This window comes from Brevibacterium sp. UBA7493, from assembly GCF_002479565.1.
In the GTDB taxonomy this organism is placed as follows: domain Bacteria; phylum Actinomycetota; class Actinomycetes; order Actinomycetales; family Brevibacteriaceae; genus Brevibacterium; species Brevibacterium luteolum.
Genome location: NZ_DLOD01000015.1, coordinates 16,012 through 35,939 on the forward strand (window position 1 = coordinate 16,012; position 19,928 = coordinate 35,939).

At 67.7% G+C, this 19,928-nt stretch carries 17 protein-coding genes; 11 read left to right on the forward strand and 6 right to left on the reverse strand.

Annotated features, from left to right (window positions below):
- Nucleotides 1-132: 132 nt before the first annotated feature.
- The gene (locus B4E96_RS09000; RefSeq protein WP_286957257.1) at nt 133-891 is read right to left on the reverse strand and encodes a histidine phosphatase family protein; all 759 of its coding nucleotides are present in this window, start codon (nt 889-891) and stop codon (nt 133-135) included.
- Complete coding sequence (locus tag B4E96_RS09005) at nt 888-1,946, reverse strand: phosphotransferase family protein (RefSeq protein ID WP_286957258.1); 1,059 nt, start codon at nt 1,944-1,946, stop codon at nt 888-890. Before B4E96_RS09005 ends, B4E96_RS09000 begins: the two co-directional genes overlap by 4 nt.
- Before the next feature lie 271 nt (nt 1,947-2,217).
- Here B4E96_RS09005 and B4E96_RS09010 point away from each other — a divergent pair, with 271 nt between their 5' ends.
- From B4E96_RS09010 to B4E96_RS09040, 7 genes are all read left to right on the forward strand, one after another.
- Nucleotides 2,218-2,880, forward strand: a complete 663-nt coding sequence (locus tag B4E96_RS09010; RefSeq protein ID WP_286957259.1) for a TetR family transcriptional regulator — start codon at nt 2,218-2,220, stop codon at nt 2,878-2,880.
- Between the two features lie 122 nt (nt 2,881-3,002).
- Nucleotides 3,003-4,508 carry an acetyl-CoA hydrolase/transferase family protein gene (locus B4E96_RS09015; protein ID WP_259794068.1) on the forward strand — a complete coding sequence of 502 codons (1,506 nt, stop codon included), beginning with the start codon at nt 3,003-3,005 and terminating at the stop codon, nt 4,506-4,508.
- A gap of 332 nt (nt 4,509-4,840) precedes the next feature.
- Nucleotides 4,841-5,449 carry a TM2 domain-containing protein gene (locus tag B4E96_RS09020; protein ID WP_102160802.1) on the forward strand — a complete coding sequence of 203 codons (609 nt, stop codon included), beginning with the start codon at nt 4,841-4,843 and terminating at the stop codon, nt 5,447-5,449.
- A 133-nt stretch (nt 5,450-5,582) separates the two neighbouring features.
- Entirely contained in the window at nt 5,583-5,909 is a 327-nt protein-coding gene (locus B4E96_RS09025) for a rhodanese-like domain-containing protein (protein WP_243743442.1), read from the forward strand.
- 162 nt (nt 5,910-6,071) lie between these two features.
- A complete protein-coding gene (gene pgm / locus B4E96_RS09030) occupies nt 6,072-7,721 on the forward strand; it encodes a phosphoglucomutase (alpha-D-glucose-1,6-bisphosphate-dependent) (protein WP_286957260.1) in 1,650 nt (549 codons plus the stop codon).
- Nucleotides 7,722-7,998: 277 nt separating this feature from the next.
- Nucleotides 7,999-9,261 carry an MFS transporter gene (locus B4E96_RS09035; RefSeq protein WP_286957261.1) on the forward strand — a complete coding sequence of 421 codons (1,263 nt, stop codon included), beginning with the start codon at nt 7,999-8,001 and terminating at the stop codon, nt 9,259-9,261.
- Between the two features lie 400 nt (nt 9,262-9,661).
- A complete protein-coding gene (locus B4E96_RS09040; RefSeq protein ID WP_286957263.1) occupies nt 9,662-10,810 on the forward strand; it encodes an FAD-dependent monooxygenase in 1,149 nt (382 codons plus the stop codon).
- A gap of 85 nt (nt 10,811-10,895) precedes the next feature.
- Here B4E96_RS09040 and B4E96_RS09045 read toward each other — a convergent pair whose 3' ends face one another.
- Together B4E96_RS09045 and B4E96_RS09050 are read right to left on the reverse strand one after the other, a co-directional pair.
- The gene (locus B4E96_RS09045; RefSeq protein WP_259835780.1) at nt 10,896-11,561 is read right to left on the reverse strand and encodes a copper resistance CopC family protein; all 666 of its coding nucleotides are present in this window, start codon (nt 11,559-11,561) and stop codon (nt 10,896-10,898) included.
- Between the two features lie 106 nt (nt 11,562-11,667).
- Nucleotides 11,668-12,192, reverse strand: coding sequence for a low molecular weight protein-tyrosine-phosphatase (locus tag B4E96_RS09050; protein ID WP_259794085.1), 525 nt, complete (start codon nt 12,190-12,192; stop codon nt 11,668-11,670).
- Nucleotides 12,193-12,314: 122 nt separating this feature from the next.
- Here B4E96_RS09050 and B4E96_RS09055 point away from each other — a divergent pair, with 122 nt between their 5' ends.
- From B4E96_RS09055 to B4E96_RS09065, 3 genes are all read left to right on the forward strand, one after another.
- Nucleotides 12,315-12,830 carry a mycothiol transferase gene (locus tag B4E96_RS09055; protein ID WP_286957266.1) on the forward strand — a complete coding sequence of 172 codons (516 nt, stop codon included), beginning with the start codon at nt 12,315-12,317 and terminating at the stop codon, nt 12,828-12,830.
- A 76-nt stretch (nt 12,831-12,906) separates the two neighbouring features.
- Entirely contained in the window at nt 12,907-14,865 is a 1,959-nt protein-coding gene (locus B4E96_RS09060; protein ID WP_286957267.1) for a M13 family metallopeptidase, read from the forward strand.
- A gap of 200 nt (nt 14,866-15,065) precedes the next feature.
- A complete protein-coding gene (locus B4E96_RS09065; protein ID WP_286957270.1) occupies nt 15,066-15,470 on the forward strand; it encodes a DUF4440 domain-containing protein in 405 nt (134 codons plus the stop codon).
- Nucleotides 15,471-15,574: 104 nt separating this feature from the next.
- Here the strand turns inward: B4E96_RS09065 and B4E96_RS09070 are convergent, their stop codons facing one another.
- Both B4E96_RS09070 and B4E96_RS09075 read right to left on the reverse strand, forming a co-directional pair.
- Nucleotides 15,575-17,077, reverse strand: coding sequence for a DUF1684 domain-containing protein (locus B4E96_RS09070; protein WP_286957272.1), 1,503 nt, complete (start codon nt 17,075-17,077; stop codon nt 15,575-15,577).
- Nucleotides 17,078-17,151: 74 nt separating this feature from the next.
- Nucleotides 17,152-18,447, reverse strand: coding sequence for an MFS transporter (locus B4E96_RS09075; RefSeq protein WP_286957273.1), 1,296 nt, complete (start codon nt 18,445-18,447; stop codon nt 17,152-17,154).
- A gap of 20 nt (nt 18,448-18,467) precedes the next feature.
- Here B4E96_RS09075 and B4E96_RS09080 point away from each other — a divergent pair, with 20 nt between their 5' ends.
- Nucleotides 18,468-19,850: a M18 family aminopeptidase gene (locus B4E96_RS09080; protein ID WP_286957274.1), complete on the forward strand. Its 1,383-nt coding sequence runs from the start codon at nt 18,468-18,470 to the stop codon at nt 19,848-19,850.
- Nucleotides 19,851-19,928: the final 78 nt, after the last annotated feature.

A 19,928-nucleotide genomic window follows, 5' to 3' on the forward strand; every position in this document is an offset into this window, starting at 1 on the left:
TTTCACTCACGGGGCACGCTGAGCACTATACCGACCGTCTGCCAGAGCCCTGTGCGGCGGTCCCGGCCAGGCCCCGAACCGGTCCCGGCCCGGTCCCAGCGATGATCCTTACCGCGCCCGAGGCGGTGGTGATCAGAAGGTCAGCAGGTCGCGGTCTTCGAGGTGGCCGAGTTCGTTTCCGGTGAGCATGACCGCCCGGTCGGCGGCGAAGCGCACCCGGGTGATCCCGGCATGGGCGGGACGGAAGAGGAAGTCGGCTTCGAGTCCGTATTCCTCAGCGAGGAAGGCATTGATGACCCCGCCGTGGCAGGCGATGGCGATCGCCTGCGGGGGCGGGACCGGTTCACCGTTCTGCTCAGCCGCCGCGCGGGCCTGTGCCGCAGTGCCCGGTTCGGGCAGGTGCTGGCGCGCCAGCTCCCAGATCGCGGTGTGCACGCGGGTGCGGAAGGCCTGCGAGCCTTCGCCCAGCGGCAGGGCATCCCACTTGCGGGTGCGCACCATCGTCTCCGCCGCCTCGGCCGCGGCCTGGGCTCCGACGGCCTGTTCGAAGCTGAGGTGGGCGGGCACCTGCTGGAAGATCCCCACCTCGGCCAGCCGCTCGTCGGTGCCGACGCCGAGGCGGTGGCGGGCTGCGATCGCCGCCGCCGTGTCATGGGCGCGGGCGAGCTGGGAGGCGTAGACCGCCGTGATCGGGCGGGCGGCCAGGGCGTCCGCGGCGGCCTCTGCCTGGGCACGGCCGGTGGCCGACAGCGGCGGGTCGTAGGAGGCGGCTTCCGGGGCGTCGGGTCCGGGCCGGGTCTGCTGGCCGTGGCGGATGAGGAACACGTCGAGGCAGTCGGTGCCGCGGGTCAGCAGTGCGGCACCAAGCGTGCGGCCGAGGAAGCTGCTCATCGGCTGCCGGTGATGAGGTCGAGGCCGGCGAGGGCGAGCTCCTCGACACCCTGCCCGGCCTGCTCGGGATCGAATCCGGTGTCGCCCATCTGGCCCTTGAGGATGCGGGTGTAGACGCCTTCGGAGATGCAGGCGAGCTTCCACAGCGCGAACCCGGCGTAGTAGTCGACGTGGGCGGCTTCCCGGCCGGCGGTTTCCTCGTAGCGGGCGATGAGCGCGGACTTCTCCGGGAAGCCCTCGGCGACGCTCGGGACCCAGATGTGGGTGAGGTTCGGGTCCGAGTACAGCATCGCCACCAGGTAGCCGAGGTCGGTGACGACTTCACCAATGGCCGAGAGCTCCCAGTCGACGACCGCAGCGATCTCACCGGCAGGAGTGAAGATCGCGTTGTTGGGCTTGAAGTCGCCGTGGACGAGGCCGACGGCAGCCTGGGAGTCATCGGGCATGCGGGCGACGAGTTCGGCGTGGACCTCGCGGATGGCCGGCAGGTCGCGAGTGGTGATCGCCTCATACTGGCCCAGCCAGCGGCGCAGCTGGCGTTCGACGAAGCCGCCGGGCCGGCGCAAGTCGCCCAAGCCGACGGCATCGATGTCGACGCGGTGGATGGCCGCGAGTGAGTCGACGAGGTTGAAGGCGGTCTGCCGGCGCTGGTCAGCAAGGATGCGACCGAGGTCGTCGGGGGTGTTGAGGGGGAAGCCGGCGCAGTGGTCCATGAAGACGAAGGGGACTTCGAGGACGTTCTCATCGTCGACGATGTCGAGGACGTTGACGACCGGCACGTCGGTGTCCTTCAGCGCCGCCATAATGCGGCCTTCGCGGGCGACGTTGTGGGCGCTGCCGCCCGCGTGGCCCAGCGGCGGGCGGCGCAGCACCCAGCGGGGCTCACCGTCGTACCGGACCGTGTAGGTGAGGTTCGACCGGCCGACCGACATGACCTCATAGCTGAGCCTGCCGGGGTCGGCACCGTGGTGCTCGGCGATCCATGCACCGACCCGCTCGGCGTCGATGCCTGCCGGGACTGAGCTGTGCTCCGGCTGCTGCTCCTTGTCGACCACCCTAAACCTCCTTGTGAACAAACGTTCGTCTAAATTCAAAATATGGAGGCCGGGCGGCCGCTGTCAAGAGGACCACCCGCACGCAGGCACCCGCCGGCGACCGGCGCCTCGGGCACGGCGGCCGGCCACCGCCTCGGGCACGGATGAAGAAATTGAGCGATTGCTCGATAGAATGCCCGCTAGACTGAAAGCGGGTCACGACGAGGTGCGCCGCCCCGGCTGCCGCCTGCGCCGCCTGGCCCCCGCGAATCGAGACACGTCAGGAGCCAGCATGCGATCGTCCAACGGCAGGTCCGTCATCCTCACCGCCGCCCGCAACACCTTTGCCAAGAAGGGCTTCGACGGCGCCTCGATCCGCGACATCGCCCAAGAGGCGGACCTGAGCCTGTCGGCACTGTACTACTACTTCCCCTCGAAGCAGGATGCCCTCTTCGAGCTCATCCGCTCGGCGTTTGCCGGCTACATCGAAACCGCCACCCGCGTCATCGCCGACGCCGGGGACGATCCGATCGACCAGACTGCGGCTGTCATCCGGCTGCTCGTGCGCTACCGGGCGCACAACCAGCTCATCTCCCGGGTCGTCGTCCGCGATACCGAACGCCTGGATGCGGAGAAGTTCGAGGTCATCCACGAACAGCAGCGCGCCTCCCGTGCAGTGCTCAACGACCGGATCGCCGCCGGCGTGACGGCCGGGGCGTTCGATGTCGAAGACGCCGAGCTGGCCGGCCGGGCGGTGCTCTCGATCTGCAATTCGATCGCCCTGTGGTACCGCGAGGACGGGCCGATCAGCGTGGCCGAACTGGAGCGGACGTATCTGCAGTACTGCCTGCGGCTGCTCGGCCACTCCCCCGATGACACCGAGCTCGACCGGCTCATGGACCAGCCGCTGGCGGTTGCCGAGGAGCTCGACTTCATCGCCCAGCCCGCCGACTGAACCGGCCGCCCGCGGGCCTGCGGAGCGTCGGCCCAGACGGACGCCCGGGCCGCTTTCCCTGCGTTAGGACATTCAGGCTGACCTGAGTGAAACGCATCTGCTGGCGGGTAGATAATGGGTACATGTCCCGTATCACATGCCCCATTCTGGCCCAGCGGGTGACGAGCGCTGACGAGGCCGCGACCCACATCAGCAACGGCGACAACGTCGCCATGAGCGGCTTCACCGGCTCCGGCTATCCCAAAGCCGTCCCCGGTGCACTCGCCGAGCAGATCGCGAAAGCGCACGCCGCCGGCGACGAGTTCAGCATCGGGTTGCTCACCGGCGCCTCGACCGCACATGAGCTCGACGGAGTGCTCGCCGAGTCCAAGGGCGTGCATCTGCGGGCGCCGTTCAACACGGACCCGGACATGCGCGCAGGCATCAATTCCGGAGAGGTCGAATACGTCGACACCCACTTGAGCCACCTGGCCCAGCAGGTGTGGTTCGGCTTCTACGGCAACCTCGATGTCGCCGTTGTCGAGGTCGCGGCGGCGCTGCCCAACGGGCTGCTCGTGCCGTCCTCTTCGGTCGGAAATGACAAGACCTGGCTCGACCTGGCCGACAAGGTCATCATCGAAGTCAACTCCTGGCACCCGCGGGCCTTCGAAGGCTTCCACGACGTCTACTACGGCACCAAGCTGCCCCCGCACCGCAACCCGATCCAGATCCTGGAGCCCACCCAGCGCATCGGCGATCCGTACCTGCGCGTCGACCCGGACAAGGTCGTCGCCGTCGTCGAGACCAATGCTCCGGACCGCGACAACACCTTCGCCCCGGTCGATGCGAAGTCCGAGGCAATGGCCGGGTACCTCATCGACTTCCTGCGCCACGAGGTCAAGGCTGGGCGGATGCCGAAGAATCTGCTGCCGCTCCAGTCCGGTGTCGGCAACGTCGCCAACGCCGTGCTTGAAGGCCTGGCCGACTCCGAGTTCGAGCATCTCCACTCCTACACCGAGGTGATGCAGGACAACCTGCTCAAACTCATCGACACCGGGAAGATGGATTCGGTTTCGGCGACCGCATTCAGCCTCTCGCGCGAGGTAGCTGAGAAGTTCAACGCCAACGCTGAGTCGTACAAGGGCAAGATCCTGCTGCGCACCCAGGAGATGTCGAACCATCCGGAGATCATCCGCCGGCTTGGGGTCATCGCGATCAACGGGATGGTCGAAGCCGACATCTACGGCAACGTCAACTCCACCCATGTGCTCGGCGCGAAGATGATCAACGGCATCGGCGGCTCCGGCGACTTCGCCCGCAACGCCTTCCTCAACTTCTTCGTCTCACCCTCGACCGCCAAGGACGGGGCGATCTCGTCGATTGTGCCGATGGCCTCGCATGTCGATCACACCGAGCACGACGTCCACGTCGTCATCACCGAGAACGGCATCGCCGATCTGCGCGGGGCCGCCCCGCGCCGGCGTGCGAAGAGGATCATCGACAACTGCGCCCACCCGGACTACCGCGAGCGCCTGCACGACTACCTCGACCGCGCCTGGGCCGCCTCCGAGGGCGCCCGCCACACCCCGCACCTGCTCGATGAGGCGCTGAGCTGGCACCGAAGTCTGCGCGACACCGGCCGCATGTGAGGCGACCGGTGCCTCGGGAGCGGTGACCGGCGCCTCGGGAGCGGTTGTGCCAGTCTCGACACACAGCCGGGCAACGGCGTGGAATCGGCTCACGGCTCGGTTACGATCGAAGCGACAATGAGCCGCCCGGCTCAACCCCGCCGATTTCGCAGGGAGGGACCATGAGTCAGCACGATCAGCCGATGCGCGACGGGCATCGCCCGCCGCCGCCGATCGTCGGCGTGCAGGTGCCCTCCAGCGGGGTCAGCACTCCGCCACATCCTGGTTTCAGCGCGGCAACCCCACCGCACCATGGGGGCCGTGTCCCCAGCGCACCAACAGGAGGACCATCCATGACCGATACCCCATCCCAGCCCGGCGGCTCACCGCAGCCGTACGGCCAGCCTGCCGGCAGCCAGCCCGGCGGCTCCCACTCCGCCCAGCCCGACTACGGCTCTCAGCCCAGCGCACAGCCGCAGGCCGGCTACGGCTCCCAGCCCGGCGGACAGCCCGGTTACGGATCGCAGCCCGGCGGCCCGGTCGCTCAGCAGCCCGGCCAGGGCCCCAGCTCCGGTTACGGCGCCCAGACCTATGGCAGCCCGCAGCCCGGCGCCGGCTACGGCGGCACCCCGCAGAAGTCCTACATCCTCACGTGGGTCTTCGCCCAGTTCCTCGGCAGCTGGGGCATCGACCACTTCTACCTCGGCAAGATCGGCACCGGTGTGGCCAAACTCCTGACCGCCGGCGGCCTGGGCATCTGGTCGATCATCGACGTCTTCCTCACGATCTTCGGCAAGCGCACCGACTCCGAAGGCCGTCCGCTCGAAGGCTACGAGGAGCACCGGAAGATCACGATGATCATCTCGATCATCCTCATCGTGCTCGGTGTGCTGTCGTCGATCGTCTGGATCATCATCGTCATCGCCGCAGCGGCATCCTCGCCGGCGGTGTACAACGGCTGATCACCCGGCTGCGGTGAGTCCTCGCCGCAGCCACCGGATCGCGTGAGCGGCCGGGACGGGCACTGTGCTCGTCCCGGCCGCTGCGCGATTCGCCCCCTGTCGGCTTGTGGGTGCGGCGATTAGAATGACCGGCATGAGTATTCCAAGCTGCAGCATCACTGAGATCCCCGAGGGTGCCAACATCCTCGATGTCCGCGAAGACGATGAGTTCGCCGCCGGTCATATCGACGGCGCTCAGCACATCCGGCTCTCCGACCTGCCGGTGCGCTACGGCGAGGTGCCGATGGACGAGGACGTCTACGTCATCTGCCGCTCCGGCGGGCGCTCGCGCACGGCGACCGAATGGCTGAACAAGAACGGCTTCGATGCCATCAGCGTCAACGGCGGCATGGGTGCCTGGCACCTCGACAACGACCGTCCGATCGTCAGTGATACCGACGAAGAACCGCACGTCAAGTGACCCCGCAGCGGCATGCCGACTTGCCGCCCAACCACTGCCTCGAGCGCGGTGTTCTCACGAACTGGGACGCCGCACCCGAGGTGGTCTCGGCCTGCCGGCCGCATGGCGAGATGATTCAGCTTTCGGCTACGCTTCAGCGCGGCGCTCTGAGAAAGTGTGTCTATGAATGTTCGTGCAGGAGAACCCGCAGCTGAGTCGGATCTGGTCTCAATCCCCGATCTGCTCGATGACTACCACGACATCGTCCCCGATCCGAGTGATCCCGCCCAGCGGGTGAGCTTCGGGACGTCGGGGCACCGAGGCAGTTCGAGTGCCGGGTCGTTCAACGAAGCGCACATCACCGCGATCACGGCCGCGATCGTGGAGTATCGCAGAGAGCAGGGATACACCGGCCCGCTCTACCTGGCCCGGGACACCCATGCGCTGTCCGAGCCGGCGCTGCTGACGACCCTGGAGGTGCTCGCGGCCGCCGAAGTGCCGACCATGATCGATGAGCGCGACGGCTATACCCCCACCCCGGTGCTCTCGCACGCGATCCTCAAGCACAACGCCTCGCGCGGCAGCACGCAGGGCCTGGCCGACGGCATCGTCATCACGCCCTCGCACAACCCGCCGTCGGACGGCGGCTTCAAGTACAATCCCCCACACGGCGGGCCAGCCGGCTCATCGGTGACCGCCTGGATCGAGAACCGGGCGAACGAACTGCTCGAGGCCGGCTGGGAGAGGATTCCCCGGCAGGCGTTTCAGCGGGCCTTCCACCTCGATGAGACACTGAACTTCGACTTCACCTCCAGCTATGTCGACGACCTGGAGAAGGTCATCGACGTCACTGCGATCCGCGACTCCGGGCTGCACATCGGCGCCGACCCGATGGGCGGAGCGGCCGCAGACTACTGGCCGATCATCGCCGATCGCCTCGACCTCAACATCGACGTCGTCAACGCCGAGGTCGACCCGACATGGTCGTTCATGACGCTGGACTGGGACGGCAAGATCCGGATGGACTGCTCTTCGCCGCACGCGATGGCCTCACTCATCGGCAACCGGAACCGTTTCGATATCGCCACCGGCAATGACGCCGACGCCGACCGGCACGGCATCGTGACCCCAGATGCCGGACTCATGAACCCCAATCACTACCTCGCCGCCGCCGTCGACTACCTCTTCACCCACCGGCCGGACTGGCCGAAGCGCGCGAAGATCGGCAAGACTGCGGTGACCAGCGGCATCATCGACCGCATCGCCGCCGCCCGCGGCCGGGAACTCTATGAGGTGCCGGTGGGCTTCAAGTACTTCGTGTCCGGGTTGCTCGACGGCAGTGTGGGCTTCGGCGGTGAGGAGTCGGCAGGAGCGTCGTTCCTCGCCTTCGACGGCAGCGCCTGGACGACCGACAAGGACGGCATTCTGCTGTGCCTGCTCGCCGCCGAGATGACTGCTGTGACCGGCAAGACGCCCTCACAGCTGTATGCCGGGCTGGTCGCCGAACACGGTGAGAGCGCCTACGCGCGCATCGACGCCCCGGCCACCCGCGAGCAGAAGGCCGCGCTCAAGAAGCTCAACCCCTCACAGGTCAGTGCCGATACGCTCGCCGGTGAGCCGATCACCGCCAAGCTCACCGAGGCACCCGGTGACGGGGAGGCCCTCGGCGGGCTCAAGGTGACAACCGAGAGCGCCTGGTTCGCCGCCCGGCCCTCCGGCACCGAGGACGTCTACAAGATCTACGCCGAGTCCTTCCGCGGACCTGATCACCTCGCCGAGGTGCAGGCCGAGGCGAAGGCTGTCGTCGACGGGGTCATCGGCGAAGGCAGCTGAGAGGACGAACCGATGGATGCTGTGCGGAGAACGCGGCCGAACAGTCACTGACGACGCCCGAACTAGTGCCGGCTGACGTGGAGGCCGACTACGCCGAACTCGGCGACGCCCTCCGAAGCGCCTCGCTTGCCCGGCGCGCACAGCTCGCGGACCGGACCCGGGGAGCAGCCGGACCCGTTTGAGCACCGTGCCCACCGCCTCGGGAACGGTGCCCGCGGTGACCAATCACACCACGGAATCGGGCCTGCGGCAGGCGGGTGCGGGATAGACTGTCCTGATGTTCCGCAACTATCAGGAGATCTTCTCCCTGCCCGGAGCATTGAAGTTCTCGCTGGCGGGACTCATCGCGCGATTCCCCATCGCCATCCTCGGACTCGGCATCGTCCTGTTCATCCAGGGTGTGCTCGGATCGTACGCGCTCGCCGGTCTGGTCGCAGCGGTCTTCATGCTCGTCCAGGCTGTCTCGAACCCGATCATCGCCCGCCTCGTCGACGCACACGGCCAGGCGCGCGTCATGCTGCCTGTCGTCGTCATCCACATCATCGGGCTCATCGGCCTGCTCCTCGCTGTCTACCAGGGCTGGTGGATGGGCTTCGTCTTCATCTTCGCCGGCATCTCCGGTGCGACGGTCGGCTCACTCGGCTCACTTGTGCGCGCCCGCTGGAACGCGATCGTCACCAGCCGCAAGCAGCTCGACACCGCCTTCAGCTGGGAATCGGTCGCCGACGAGATGCTCTTCGTCACCGGCCCGATGATCGTCACCTTCCTCGCGACCATCATCTACCCGGCCGCCGGCATCATCGCCTCGATGCTCACGACGATCGTCGGCTCGGCGGCCTTCTACAGCCAGAAGGCGACCGAACCGGTCCCGCAGCCCCGCCAGCGCGGCGCAGCGCGGGGCAAGGTGCTGTCCAACCTCGGCATCTTCATGGTCATCGTCGCCCACGCCGTGCTCGGCGTGAACTTCGGTGCCCTCGACATCATCGCCGTGGCCTTCGCCGAGGAGTCCGGGCACAAGCCGCTGGCCGGCGTGCTCGTGAGCGCGATGGCGCTCGGCTCGCTGCTGGCGGGCATCCTCTACGGCGTGCGCACCTGGAAGGCCCCCGTCCAGCACCGCCTGGCGGTCGCCTTGTCGTGCCTGGCGGTGCTCACCTGGCCGATGCTGCTGGCGGGCTCGATGTTGGCCTTCGGGCTCACGATCTTCGCCGTCGGCCTGGCGCTGGCCCCTTCGCTCATCGCCGCCGCCTCCGTCATCCAGGAGCTCGCCCCGCCGCACCGGCTGACCGAGGCGCTGGCCTGGATCGGCACGGCACTCGGCTTCGGCGTCTCGATCGGCTCGGCGGTCTCGGGTGTCATCATTGACGAACTCGGCGCGCGCAATGCGCTCATCCTCCCGGCCGTCTGCGCGACCCTGGCCGCGGTTCTCGCGATCGCGTTCAACCGGCAGATGGATCCGGCGACTCGCAGTCATGCAGCGCGTCAGAACCGCACGGTCATCAACACCATCACCGAGGACGATGCGGCTTCCGCTCAGAGCTGAAAACGCAGGTGCGGGCATCTTCCGATTCAACGTTCAATGATTGGCCTAAGTGATTACTGGGCAGTTATAGTAAATTAGCCGTGGTGGCCAGGCTGAAAGAGTGCGTGGCTGCCATGGCATTTCAATTTCCGCCGGGACGCACCCCTGGCCTGGTGACGATGGCTACACCCGAGGCGGTGACCGGGTGGCTGCGATCCGGGAAATGGGACGGCCGCGTCCATCAGATCCTCATTACCTCTCAGTAACCTCAGCTGGGCGGGTAGCGTGGCAGCATGCACCTCCTGCCGGCCTGCGCCTCCGACAACGGCGCTTTCTCTCGAACGTTTCTCACCGCTTCCCCCTCCCCTGAACTCGTTCCTGCCGGGTACGCGCTCACAGTTTTGTCTGCGCAGGTCGCGCCATGAAGATTGCGATCGTCGGGTCCGGGATCGGCGGACTGGCTGCCGCGATCGGGCTACAGCGCGCCGGTGCCGAGGTCACTGTATTCGAGCAGTCCGCTGACCTGCGCCCGGGTGGTTCGGGCCTGTCGATCTTCGGCAATGGGCTGACTGCGCTTGATGCGCTTGGGCTCGGGGAGGACTTCCGCGCGATCAGCACTGCGCAGGCCGCAGAGCTCACCGGCGGGCAGCGCCGTCCTGACGGCAGCTGGGTCACTGTCTACCCGATGGATGCCGTCGCCCAGCTGCGCATCGTCGACCGCGCGGACCTGCACGCGATGCTTACTGCCGCACTGACACCGGGCACAGTGCGCTCCGGCACTCGCGTCACCGGCTGCTCCCCCGACGGGACACTGAGCACCGCTGACCCGGAGGGTGAGCGCTTCGATGTCATCATCGGCGCCGACGGTCTGCGCAGCACCGTGCGCACCGCATGGCCTGCCGATCCTGGAATCCGCTACGCCGACTACGGATCCTGGCGCGGGATCACGCAGCAACCGGTCGATCTGCACGGTGAGGCTGGTGAGACCTGGGATGTCGACGCGCGCTTCGGTCTCGCCCCGCTCGGTGATGGCCGCGTGTACTGGTTCGGCGTCATCAGCGCCCCGGCCGGCCAGCGCTTCCCCGCAGACGGGCAGGCAGCCGCTGCGGTCTTCGCCGACTGGCACGACCCGATCCCCAGCCTCATCGCCGCCACCGATCCTGCCGTCATCAGCTACCTGCCGATCGAGGAGCTCGCCGGGCGACTGCCAAGCTTTGTGCGCGGCCGGCTCGTCCTCCTCGGCGATGCCGCCCACGCGATGACGCCCAACCTCGGGCAGGGCGGCAACCAGGCACTCGAAGACGCCGCGACCCTCACCCGGCTGCTCGCACCACTCGCAACAGCCGACGGGCACTCAGTCGGCCGGCTCATCGTCGCCCTCGACCGCTACGACGCGCTGCGCCGCCCCCGCACCCAGCAGGTCGCCGCCCGCTCACGGCTCATCGGCCAGATCGCCCACCGGCCCGGCCCACGGCTCAGCCGGCTGCGCGATTCCCTCATGCACCTCATACCGACCTCCGCCCTGCGCCGGCAGCTGACCGCACTGCAGGACTGGCAGCCGCCAGCCTGAACCACGCCCACCGCAACGACAGATCCCCGGCCGAGGCGGGTGCTGGTGCACCCCTCGACCGGGGATCGGATGTCAGATCAGGCGATCAGCTGCGCGGGGCGGGACCCTTCGGGTCGTCGCCTTCGGTGCCGGGCAGGCCCTGGCGCTTGCGCATGAGCAGCAGCACGACGAGGGCGAGGACGGCCAGGCCGCCGATGCCGAGCAGGATCATCATCGGCATAGACATGCCGCCGGCCTCATCGCTGGTGAGCTCGCCGCGATCCTGGGACTCGCGGTCCGGGGCGTCGACGGCGGAGCCGCCGAGTCCTGCGGATTCCTCACCGGCGGCAGCACTCTCAGTGGAGTCATCGGGCTGGGCCTCGCCACCGCCGGAGCCGTCGTCCTTGAGGGTGAAGTCGAAGGAGCCGCTGATGGGGTGGCCGTCTTCGGAGACGACGCGCCAGTTGACGGTGTACTTGCCGGGCTTGAGGTCATCGGGCAGCGCCGACTTCAGGGTGCGGTCCTCGATGGTGATCTCACCGGCGGAGACGTCGGTTCCATCGTGCATGACCTTGATCTCAGCGCCGACCTGCTGCAGCTGACCGGAGAACTCCATCTCCAGCCAGTCCGGCTGCTCGTCGAGCTCTTCGCCGTGCTCCGGGCTCGAGCTGACAAGGCGGTCGTGGGCGCTGGCGGGGGCCGACCAGAGCAGCGTGAAGCCCAGGGCCACAGCCGCGACGATCGCCAGCAGGGAAGTCGAGAAGGTGCGCATAGTCAAAGGGATACTCCAATCAGGGCGGACTCGCGCCCTCATTATCCACCATCGACCTGGCTGCTGCCTGCATATGGGGGTGCAGTCCATCACGACTTGGCTACGATCAGCGGCGTTCCTCGACGGCCGCGCGGATGCCCGGCAGGGCTGCGGTGATCATGTCGTAGGTCTCGTAGAAGCCGGCCTGGTCGCCGTACCACGGGTCGAAGACGTCGAGATCCGCACCCGAGGCGCCGGCACAGGCCGGGTCATAGGACCGGAGCATCCGCACCTCGGGGCGCTCCGCCTCGGGCACGGATTCCAGCAGCCGTTCGGTGGCCTGCCGGTGGCGTTCGGTCATGACGATCGCGATGTCGCGGGAGGCCAGCCAGTCCGGTGTCAGCTGGCGGGCGGCGTGTCCTGCGGTGTCGTACCCGCGCTCGGTGAGCACGCGGGCGGCTCGCGGGTCGATCGGGTTGCCGTGCTCCTCGTCGCTGATCCCGGCCGAGTCGATGTGCACGGGCAGGTCGGACAGTTCGGCGGCTGCGATCCGCTCGGCCATCGCCGAACGGCAGATGTTTCCGGTGCACACGAACACGATGCTCACCTCACCGGTCTCCGTCGCCTGCCTGCTGTCTGCCTGTGCGCTCATGGATCCTCCCGTCTCTGGTGTCGCCTCCACTCTAGCGACCCAGGCCCCTGCCGGTTGTCCGCCCCGGCGCCTAGACTCGAGACCACCGGTGCCCGCCGCCCGGTGAGTTGAAGGAGGATGCCATGGATGCCGTTGCCGTGCTTCACGATATGCTCACCCGCCCCTTCGAGGTCTGCCGGCAGGTTCTCGACGGGATCAGCACCGACGACCTCAACGCCCACCTCGCCGACGGCACGAACTCGATCGCCTGGCTGCTGTGGCACACCGGCCGCGAGGCCGACGTCCAGCTGGCAGCGCTGACGTCCGCTCCCGAGGTGTGGACCGAGCAGTCATTCCGTGCTCGCCTCGGGCTGCCGGCTGAGGGGTTCGGGCTCGGGCAGAGCGCCGAGGAGGCCGCCGGGATCCGCATCGACGATCCGGAGGTGCTCGGCGACTACCTGGCTGCTGTCGAGGATGAGATGGCCGCCTATCTGCGCGGTCTCGATGCCGCTGACCTCGACGATGTCATCGACGAATACGACGGCCAGCCGATCACCCGCGGAGTGCGGCTCGTGTCGATCATCGACGATGCCGCCCAGCATGCCGGGCAGGCGGCGTTCATCCGGGGCTCACTCGGATGGGATGCCCCACGTCCATAACCCAGCCGGCGCCTCGGGAACGGGAATTCTGGTTCCGACCGACCGCAACCGGGCGCGCAGGCGATAGGTTGGGACTATGACTGAGATCTCCCTGCCCCACGGCGACCCGGATGTCGCTGCATCACACGACCTCTTCCGCCATGTCAACGGCGCCTGGATCGACTCGTTCGAGATTCCCGACGACCGCGCCGGCGACGGGGCGATGCGTGAACTCTACGACGCCGCCGAGGAGAAGGTCCGCGACCTCATCACCGGGCTCGCCGACGCGTCTCCCGCCCCAGGCAGCGAGGAGGCGAAGATCGCCGACCTGTTCACCTCGTTCATGGACACCGAGCAGATCAACAAGCTCGGCGTGACCCCGCTTGCCGAGGGCTTCGAGCGGATCAAGGCTGCTGCCGATCACAGCGAGCTCGCCCGGCTTATGGGCGAACTCGACCGCGAAGGCTGCGGCGGGCTGCTCGGCGGATTCGTCAGCGCCGATGCCAAGGACTCCGACGTCTACGCGATGTACATCGTGCAGTCGGGCCTGCATCTGCCCGATGAGTCGTACTACCGCGGGGAGGAGAACGCCGAGCTGCGCGAGAAGTTCCGCGCCCACATCGCGAAGATGTCGGATCTGGCTGGGCTGCAGGAGCACACCGGGATGACCGGTGAGGAACTGGCTGAAAAGATCCTCGACTTCGAGACCGCGATCGCCGAACACCACTGGGACCGGGTCACAAATCGTGACGCGGAAAAGACCTACAACCGGTTCACCGTGCCCGAGGTCGCCGACCTCGTCCGCGGCTTCGACCTCAACGCCTGGCGGGCCGGAGCGGGCATCGAGCACGCCGACTACCTCATCGTCAGCCAGCCCTCCTTCCTCACCGGCGCCGGCCGGGTGTGGGCCGACACGCCAATCGGGGTGCTGCGCGGATGGATGATGTTCGGCCTGCTCAACGCCTCGGCCAGTGCGCTGGGCGATGAGATCGTCGAGGAGAACTTCGACTTCTTCGGCCGCACCCTCTCGGGCACTCCGCAGCTGCGTGAGCGCTGGAAGCGCGGCGTCAGCCTAGTGGAGGGGCTGCTCGGTGAGGCTGTCGGCAAGCTCTACGTCGCCCAGGAGTTCCCGCCGGAGGCGAAGGAGGCGATCAGCGAGCTGGTCGACAAGCTCATCCGCGCCTACGAGTCCTCGATCAAGAGCCTCGACTGGATGGGTGAGGAGACGAAGGGGCGGGCGCTGAGGAAGCTCTCTCAGTTCACGCCGAAGGTCGGCTATCCGGATGTGTGGCGGGAGTACCCGGCCGAGATCCGCGCCGATGACCTGCTCGGCAACATCCGCCGTTCCGCCGAGGCTGAGCACGACCGGCACGTCGGGCGGATCGGTGAGGAGATCGACCGCACCGAATGGCTCATGACCCCGCAGACGGTCAACGCCTACTACCATCCGGTGATGAACGAGATCGTCTTCCCTGCGGCGATCCTGCAGCCGCCGTTCTTCGACGTCGACGCCCCGGATGCCGTGAACTTCGGGGCGATCGGCGCGGTCATCGGCCACGAGATCGGCCACGGTTTCGATGACCAGGGCTCCCGCTACGACGGCACCGGAAACCTCGTCGACTGGTGGACCGCTGAGGACCGGCATCTCTTCGAGGAGCGCACCCGCTCCCTCATCGACCAGTTCGATGTGCTCGTGCCCGCTGGATTCGAATCCAAGCACACCGTCAACGGCGCACTGACGATCGGGGAGAACATCGGCGACGTCGGCGGGCTGTCGATCGCGTACAAAGCACTGACGATCGCCGCCGCCGATGAGGGCCGTGAGGTCACCACCGAGGAGAAGCAGCAGTTCTTCTATGCCTGGGCGAAGGCCTGGCGGATCAAGATGCGCAAGGAGGAGCGGCTGCGCCGGCTCAGCATCGACCCGCACTCGCCCGAGGAGTTCCGCTGCAACCAGGTGGTCAAGAACATCGACGCCTTCGCCGAGGCCTTCGACGTCAGCGAGGGCGACCCGATGTACCTGCCGCCGGAGGAGCGCGTCCACATCTGGGTGTAAGACTGAGTCTGCGGCGGCGGCGCGGCAGGCTCCCGAAGGCTGGGCGTCAGGCGGCCGCAGGCTGCTGATCTCGAACCCGACCGAATCCGGTCCGCGCATCGCGGGCCGGATTCTGTCGCACCATCGGTCTGTCACGTCATCGTTCTGTCGCACCATCCGGCGGCAGGCTGGAACCGCGCGAAGCGAAGGAGCCCGCCATCATGCTCAGCGAACTGCTCGAACTCGAACACCAAGGATGGAAGTCCCTCTGCGAGAGCAATTGCGCGGACTTCTACGGACAGATCATGACCAGCGACGGCATCATGGTCCTCGCCCACGGCCAGATCCTCGACCGGCAGGCGGTCATCGACTCCCTGAACGATGCGCCGCCGTGGCGAACCTACGACATCACCGACGCGAGACTCCTCGCCCTCAGCGACGATCACGCGATCCTCATCTACACCGGTCGCGCCTACCGCGCGGAGGACGAGCCCAGCTTCATCGCGCTGATCTCCGGTGTCTACACACGATGCGACGGCGCGTGGCGACTCGCGCTCTACCAGCAGACACCCGTTCCCGCGCAGGAGCAGAACCGTTCCCGTACAGGAGTACAACCAGGCCCCTGACGGTCTCTCAGAGTCCAGCCCTGCGATCCACTGCGATTCCACCAGCTGGTCAACCGCTGACGCCGGGGTCCGTCAGTACTGGCAGAAGGTATTGGCAGGAGCTGTCATATGGTGGTGTGCAGGAGACGCGCGAAGCGCTCAGCCAGATCGCGCCAGGCGACCTCATGAGCGCCGAAGGTCCGCTGCGCCTCGCGGCGGGCCTCCTCACGGTCCGCGTCGCCGTTGAGCCCGGCCGGCAGCTCTTCACCCTCAGCACGGTCGATGACGATGTAGCCGACACCGTCAGGGTCGAGGCGGGAGATGTTGTTGCGGAACAGCCGATCCTCAGCGACGGTGTCGGTGACAGCCAGCGGAATCGGCCCAAGGCTGTCGGCGGTCTTCTCGAAGGTGATCCGCCCGGCGGTCAGCGGGCCGTCGAGTGCTGCGGTGGTGAGCATCTCAGTGGCGGTGCCGACGGCGACGACCGGGATCCGGGTGGCCATCGCATCGGAGACCATTTCGACGATCTCGGCGATGAGTTCAGTGCGGGTGTCGCTCGTACAGCCCCAGCAGAAGACAACGAGGGCAGCGAAGCCGGGCAGCGGCGGCAGCGGCTCGTCGCGGTTGACGAGAGTGACGTCGAGGCCGAGCTCGGTCCACAGGTCGATGACCCCGCCGATCTCGATCTCCGGTGACAGGTCGATGAACAGCAGCGGCGTGTTGATCCCGGCCTCGGACAGCGTCTGGGTCGGCAGCCGCTCACCGGCCTGCAGCTCGACCGGCAGCACGTTTTCCGGCACCGGGGCGGGGCAGGTGGCGTGCGGGATGAACGCGAACGGGTAGTTGATCGTGCGGTTGAAGTCGATGATGACGTGGCCCTGTGCGTCGGGCAGACCGAGGTTGAGGCGCCGCCAGGTCGCCGTCGTGCGGCCGTTGGTGTAGTCGTGGAAGTTGATGTGCAGGCCCTTGTCCGGGCTGCCGGAGGTCTTGAGCACATACTCGACATCGCACAGTGTGAACCGGATCTCGCCCGTGAGCTGCTCGTCGAGCTCCAGGCCCGGGCAGGCGGTGGCGATGCGGCGCTGCTCCGGTCCGGGGTACGCGGTGAAGACACCGGAGACGATCCAGTCCTGCTTGAGCGGGAAGGCCGGGATGTCGATGAAGCGCTGCAGCAGCGGAGCCTTCGAGTCCCGCCGGCGGATCCCGTAGTTCCCGTCGCGGCGGATGAGCTCATAGGTGATGTGGTCGACGACGAACCAGTTGAGCGACTCCCCATCATCGAGCCTGGCCGACATCGATTCCGAAGAGTCGACCCGCACCTCGGCGGAGGGGTGGGAGGCCCGCGCTGGAATCGAATCATGGGCGGCATCTCCGCCGGAGCGCTCCCCGGCCGGACGGCTCATGACCTCGAGCGCGGCCTTGCTCGGGCCGGCGGACACCCCGTCAGCCAAGGTGAAGTGCACCCAGTCGCCGTCAACGGTGAAGGTGCCCGGCGCCTCGGGCCAGGTGACCGGTTGAGACGACGTCAGCCACGTGAGTCCAGTGACACTCAGCCACCCGAACGGGGTGGCGAGATCGGAGATGCGGGCGTCATGCCACGCCTGCCACTCGGCACTGTACTGTTCCACAGGGCTCCTCGAACTCGCTTGGGGATCTCGCGGTCATCAGCCTTCAGCCGATCGGGCTGGCGGCTAGTCCTATCCTAGGCGATGCGGGTGCTGCGGCGGCGGTGCTCGGACTGGTTTGCCAGCAGCTGCACACCGCCCAGACAGACGAGCAGCGCCGTGGCGACGGTGATCATGTGGAAGCCCTCGTAGTAGCTGAACCGGTCGATGATGACGCCGGTGAGCGCTGAGGAGCCGGACTGGCCGACGACGACGCCGGTCGACATCATCGCCATGACGGTGGTGGTGCGGCCGAACGGGGCGACGTCGGAGGCGATCGAGTACAGCGTCACGAGTGCCGGGCCGATGCCGCAGCCCATGATGACCAGCGGCAGCACCACGTCGAGCGGGGCAGAGACGAAGTGCATGACGATCGAGCCGGCCAGGGCAAGCGAGCCGAAGACGAGCCAGCGGGCGGTGAAGGTGAAGCGCTCCGGCAGCAGGACGACTGAGAGCGCGAGGATCGCTGAGCCGACGCCCATGATGCCGTAGTAGATGCCGGCGGCATCGGCCTGGCCGAAGCGCTCCATGAAATTGCTCAGCGAGGTCAGCGAGGCGCCGAAGAACACGCCGATGCTCGTCATGCCGAACACCGGGACGAGGACGATGAGGCGGTAGATCTCGCGAACCGGGGCCGGGCGTGTCGGCTCAGTGGGTGCAGGCTGGGATGTGCCCGCCGCCTCGGGCTCGGAGTCCGGCTCGGGAGCAGACGCGGACTGCCGGGCGTGGCCGGTGGTGAAGCGCACCGAGGGGTGGACGGCGAAGGCGAGGACGCCGAGGCCGGTGAGCACGGCGGCGAAGTCGAGCGGGACGACGACGCCCAAGGCGACGGCGACGATGCCGACGATGACCGGGCCGAATACGAAGACGAGCTCATCGGTCATCGACTCATACGACAGCACCTTCGAGGTGACTTTGCGGGCATCGGTGCCGGTGAGCGTTGCGCGGATGGCGTAGAGCCAGCGGGTGCGCACCATCGACGAGGCCTGCGGGCTGGTGAGGCCGATCGCCATGCCGGCGGCGAGCACGACCGGGGTGATGACCTCCAGGCGGAGGGCGACGGCAAGCCCGAAGAGAGCGGCGGCGTTGGCGAGCGCGGTGACGATGAGGACGATGCGCTGGCCCCAGCGGTCGGCGGCCGCGCCGATGAGGGGGCCGGAGATCGCGGTGCCGAGGCCGACGAGCGCGGCGGTCGAACCGGCCAGGGTGTAGCTCTCGCGGGTGGCGGCGACGGCTGTGAGCACAGCGACGACCGACATCGCGAAGGGGAGCTTGGCGATGATGGAGATCGGGATGTAGGTCCAGCCGAAAAGGCGCATGAGAACCGAGAGCACGATTGACTACGCTACTACGTATGACCATCACGACTGAATCTGCGCCGAGCACCGTTGCTGCCGACCTGTCCTCCTTCGTCTATGCCTCCCCGTCGTCGTTCCACGCGGCGGCCAATGTGCGCGAGCGGCTCGCCGCAGCCGGGTTCAGTGAGCTGAACGAGGCCGAAGCCTGGCAGCTGCGCGCCGGCGGGAAGTACGTCGTGGTGCGCGACGGCGCGGCGATCGCCTGGGTGATGCCCGAGGGTGGTGCCGGTGGTGCTGGGAAGGCGGGCGGCGCCTCGGCTCCGGTGTTCCGGGTATTCGGAACCCACACCGACTCCCCGGCCTTCAAGCTCAAGCCCAACCCCGGATTTGCCACCGAGGGTGCGCTGCAGATCGGCGTCGAGATCTACGGCGGGCCGCTGCTGAACTCGTGGCTCGACCGGGAGCTCAGCCTCGCCGGGCGGCTCGTGACCCGTGATGGGCAGACGGTGCTCGCGCGCACGAAGCCGATCGCCCGGATCCCGCAGCTGGCGATCCACCTCGACCGTGAGGTCAACCAGAAGCTCTCCCTCGACAAGCAGCGCCACCTGCAGCCGGTCATCGGCCTGGAGGATCTCACCGGGCTGCTGCGGGCAGCCGACGGACTTCAGAGCACCGACGTGCTCGAGGTGCTCGCCGCCTCAGCCGGGGTCAAGGCCGCGGATGTCGCCGGATTCGATATCGTCACGATCGCTGCGCAGGAACCGGCGACCTTCGGTCTGCACGACGAGTTCCTCGCCAGCCCCCGCCTCGACAACCTGTCATCCGTGCATGCCGGGATGAGCGCGCTGGCACTCATCGACCCGGCTGAGATCAGCGAGATCCCGCTGCTGGCCGCCTTCGACCATGAGGAGGTCGGCTCCAACACCCGCTCGGGTGCCTGCGGGCCGTTCCTCGCCGACGTCACCGAGCGGATCGTCGCCGCGGTTGCCGGGGATGGTGACGGTGGCGGCGGTGGCGCGACGGTGGGCCGAGAGGCGTACCTGCGCTCGATGGCGTCTTCCATCTGCTTCTCCGCCGACACCGGGCACGGTGTGCACCCGAACTTCCCCGAGCGCCACGACCCGGTCAACCGGCCCCGCCTGGGCGCCGGGCCGCTGCTGAAGATCAACGCCCAGCAGCGCTATGCCACCGATGCGATCGGCACCGCCCGGTTCGCCGCCGCCTGCGATGCTGCTGACGTCACCTACCAGGAGTTCGTGTCGAACAACTCGATGCCGTGCGGTTCGACGATCGGGCCGCTGACCGCAACCCGGCTGGGCATGACGACCGTCGACATCGGCATCGGGCTGTGGAGCATGCACTCGGCACGCGAGATGTGCGCGATCACCGATGTGCACGACATGTTCCACGTCGCGCACGCCTACCTGGGCGGAGCCTGAGGCGGCGGCTGCTGAGGCGGGCTGAGGCGGCGGCACACCAGCGCCACATATGCCGGTCAGCGCATTAGCGCCGTAGGC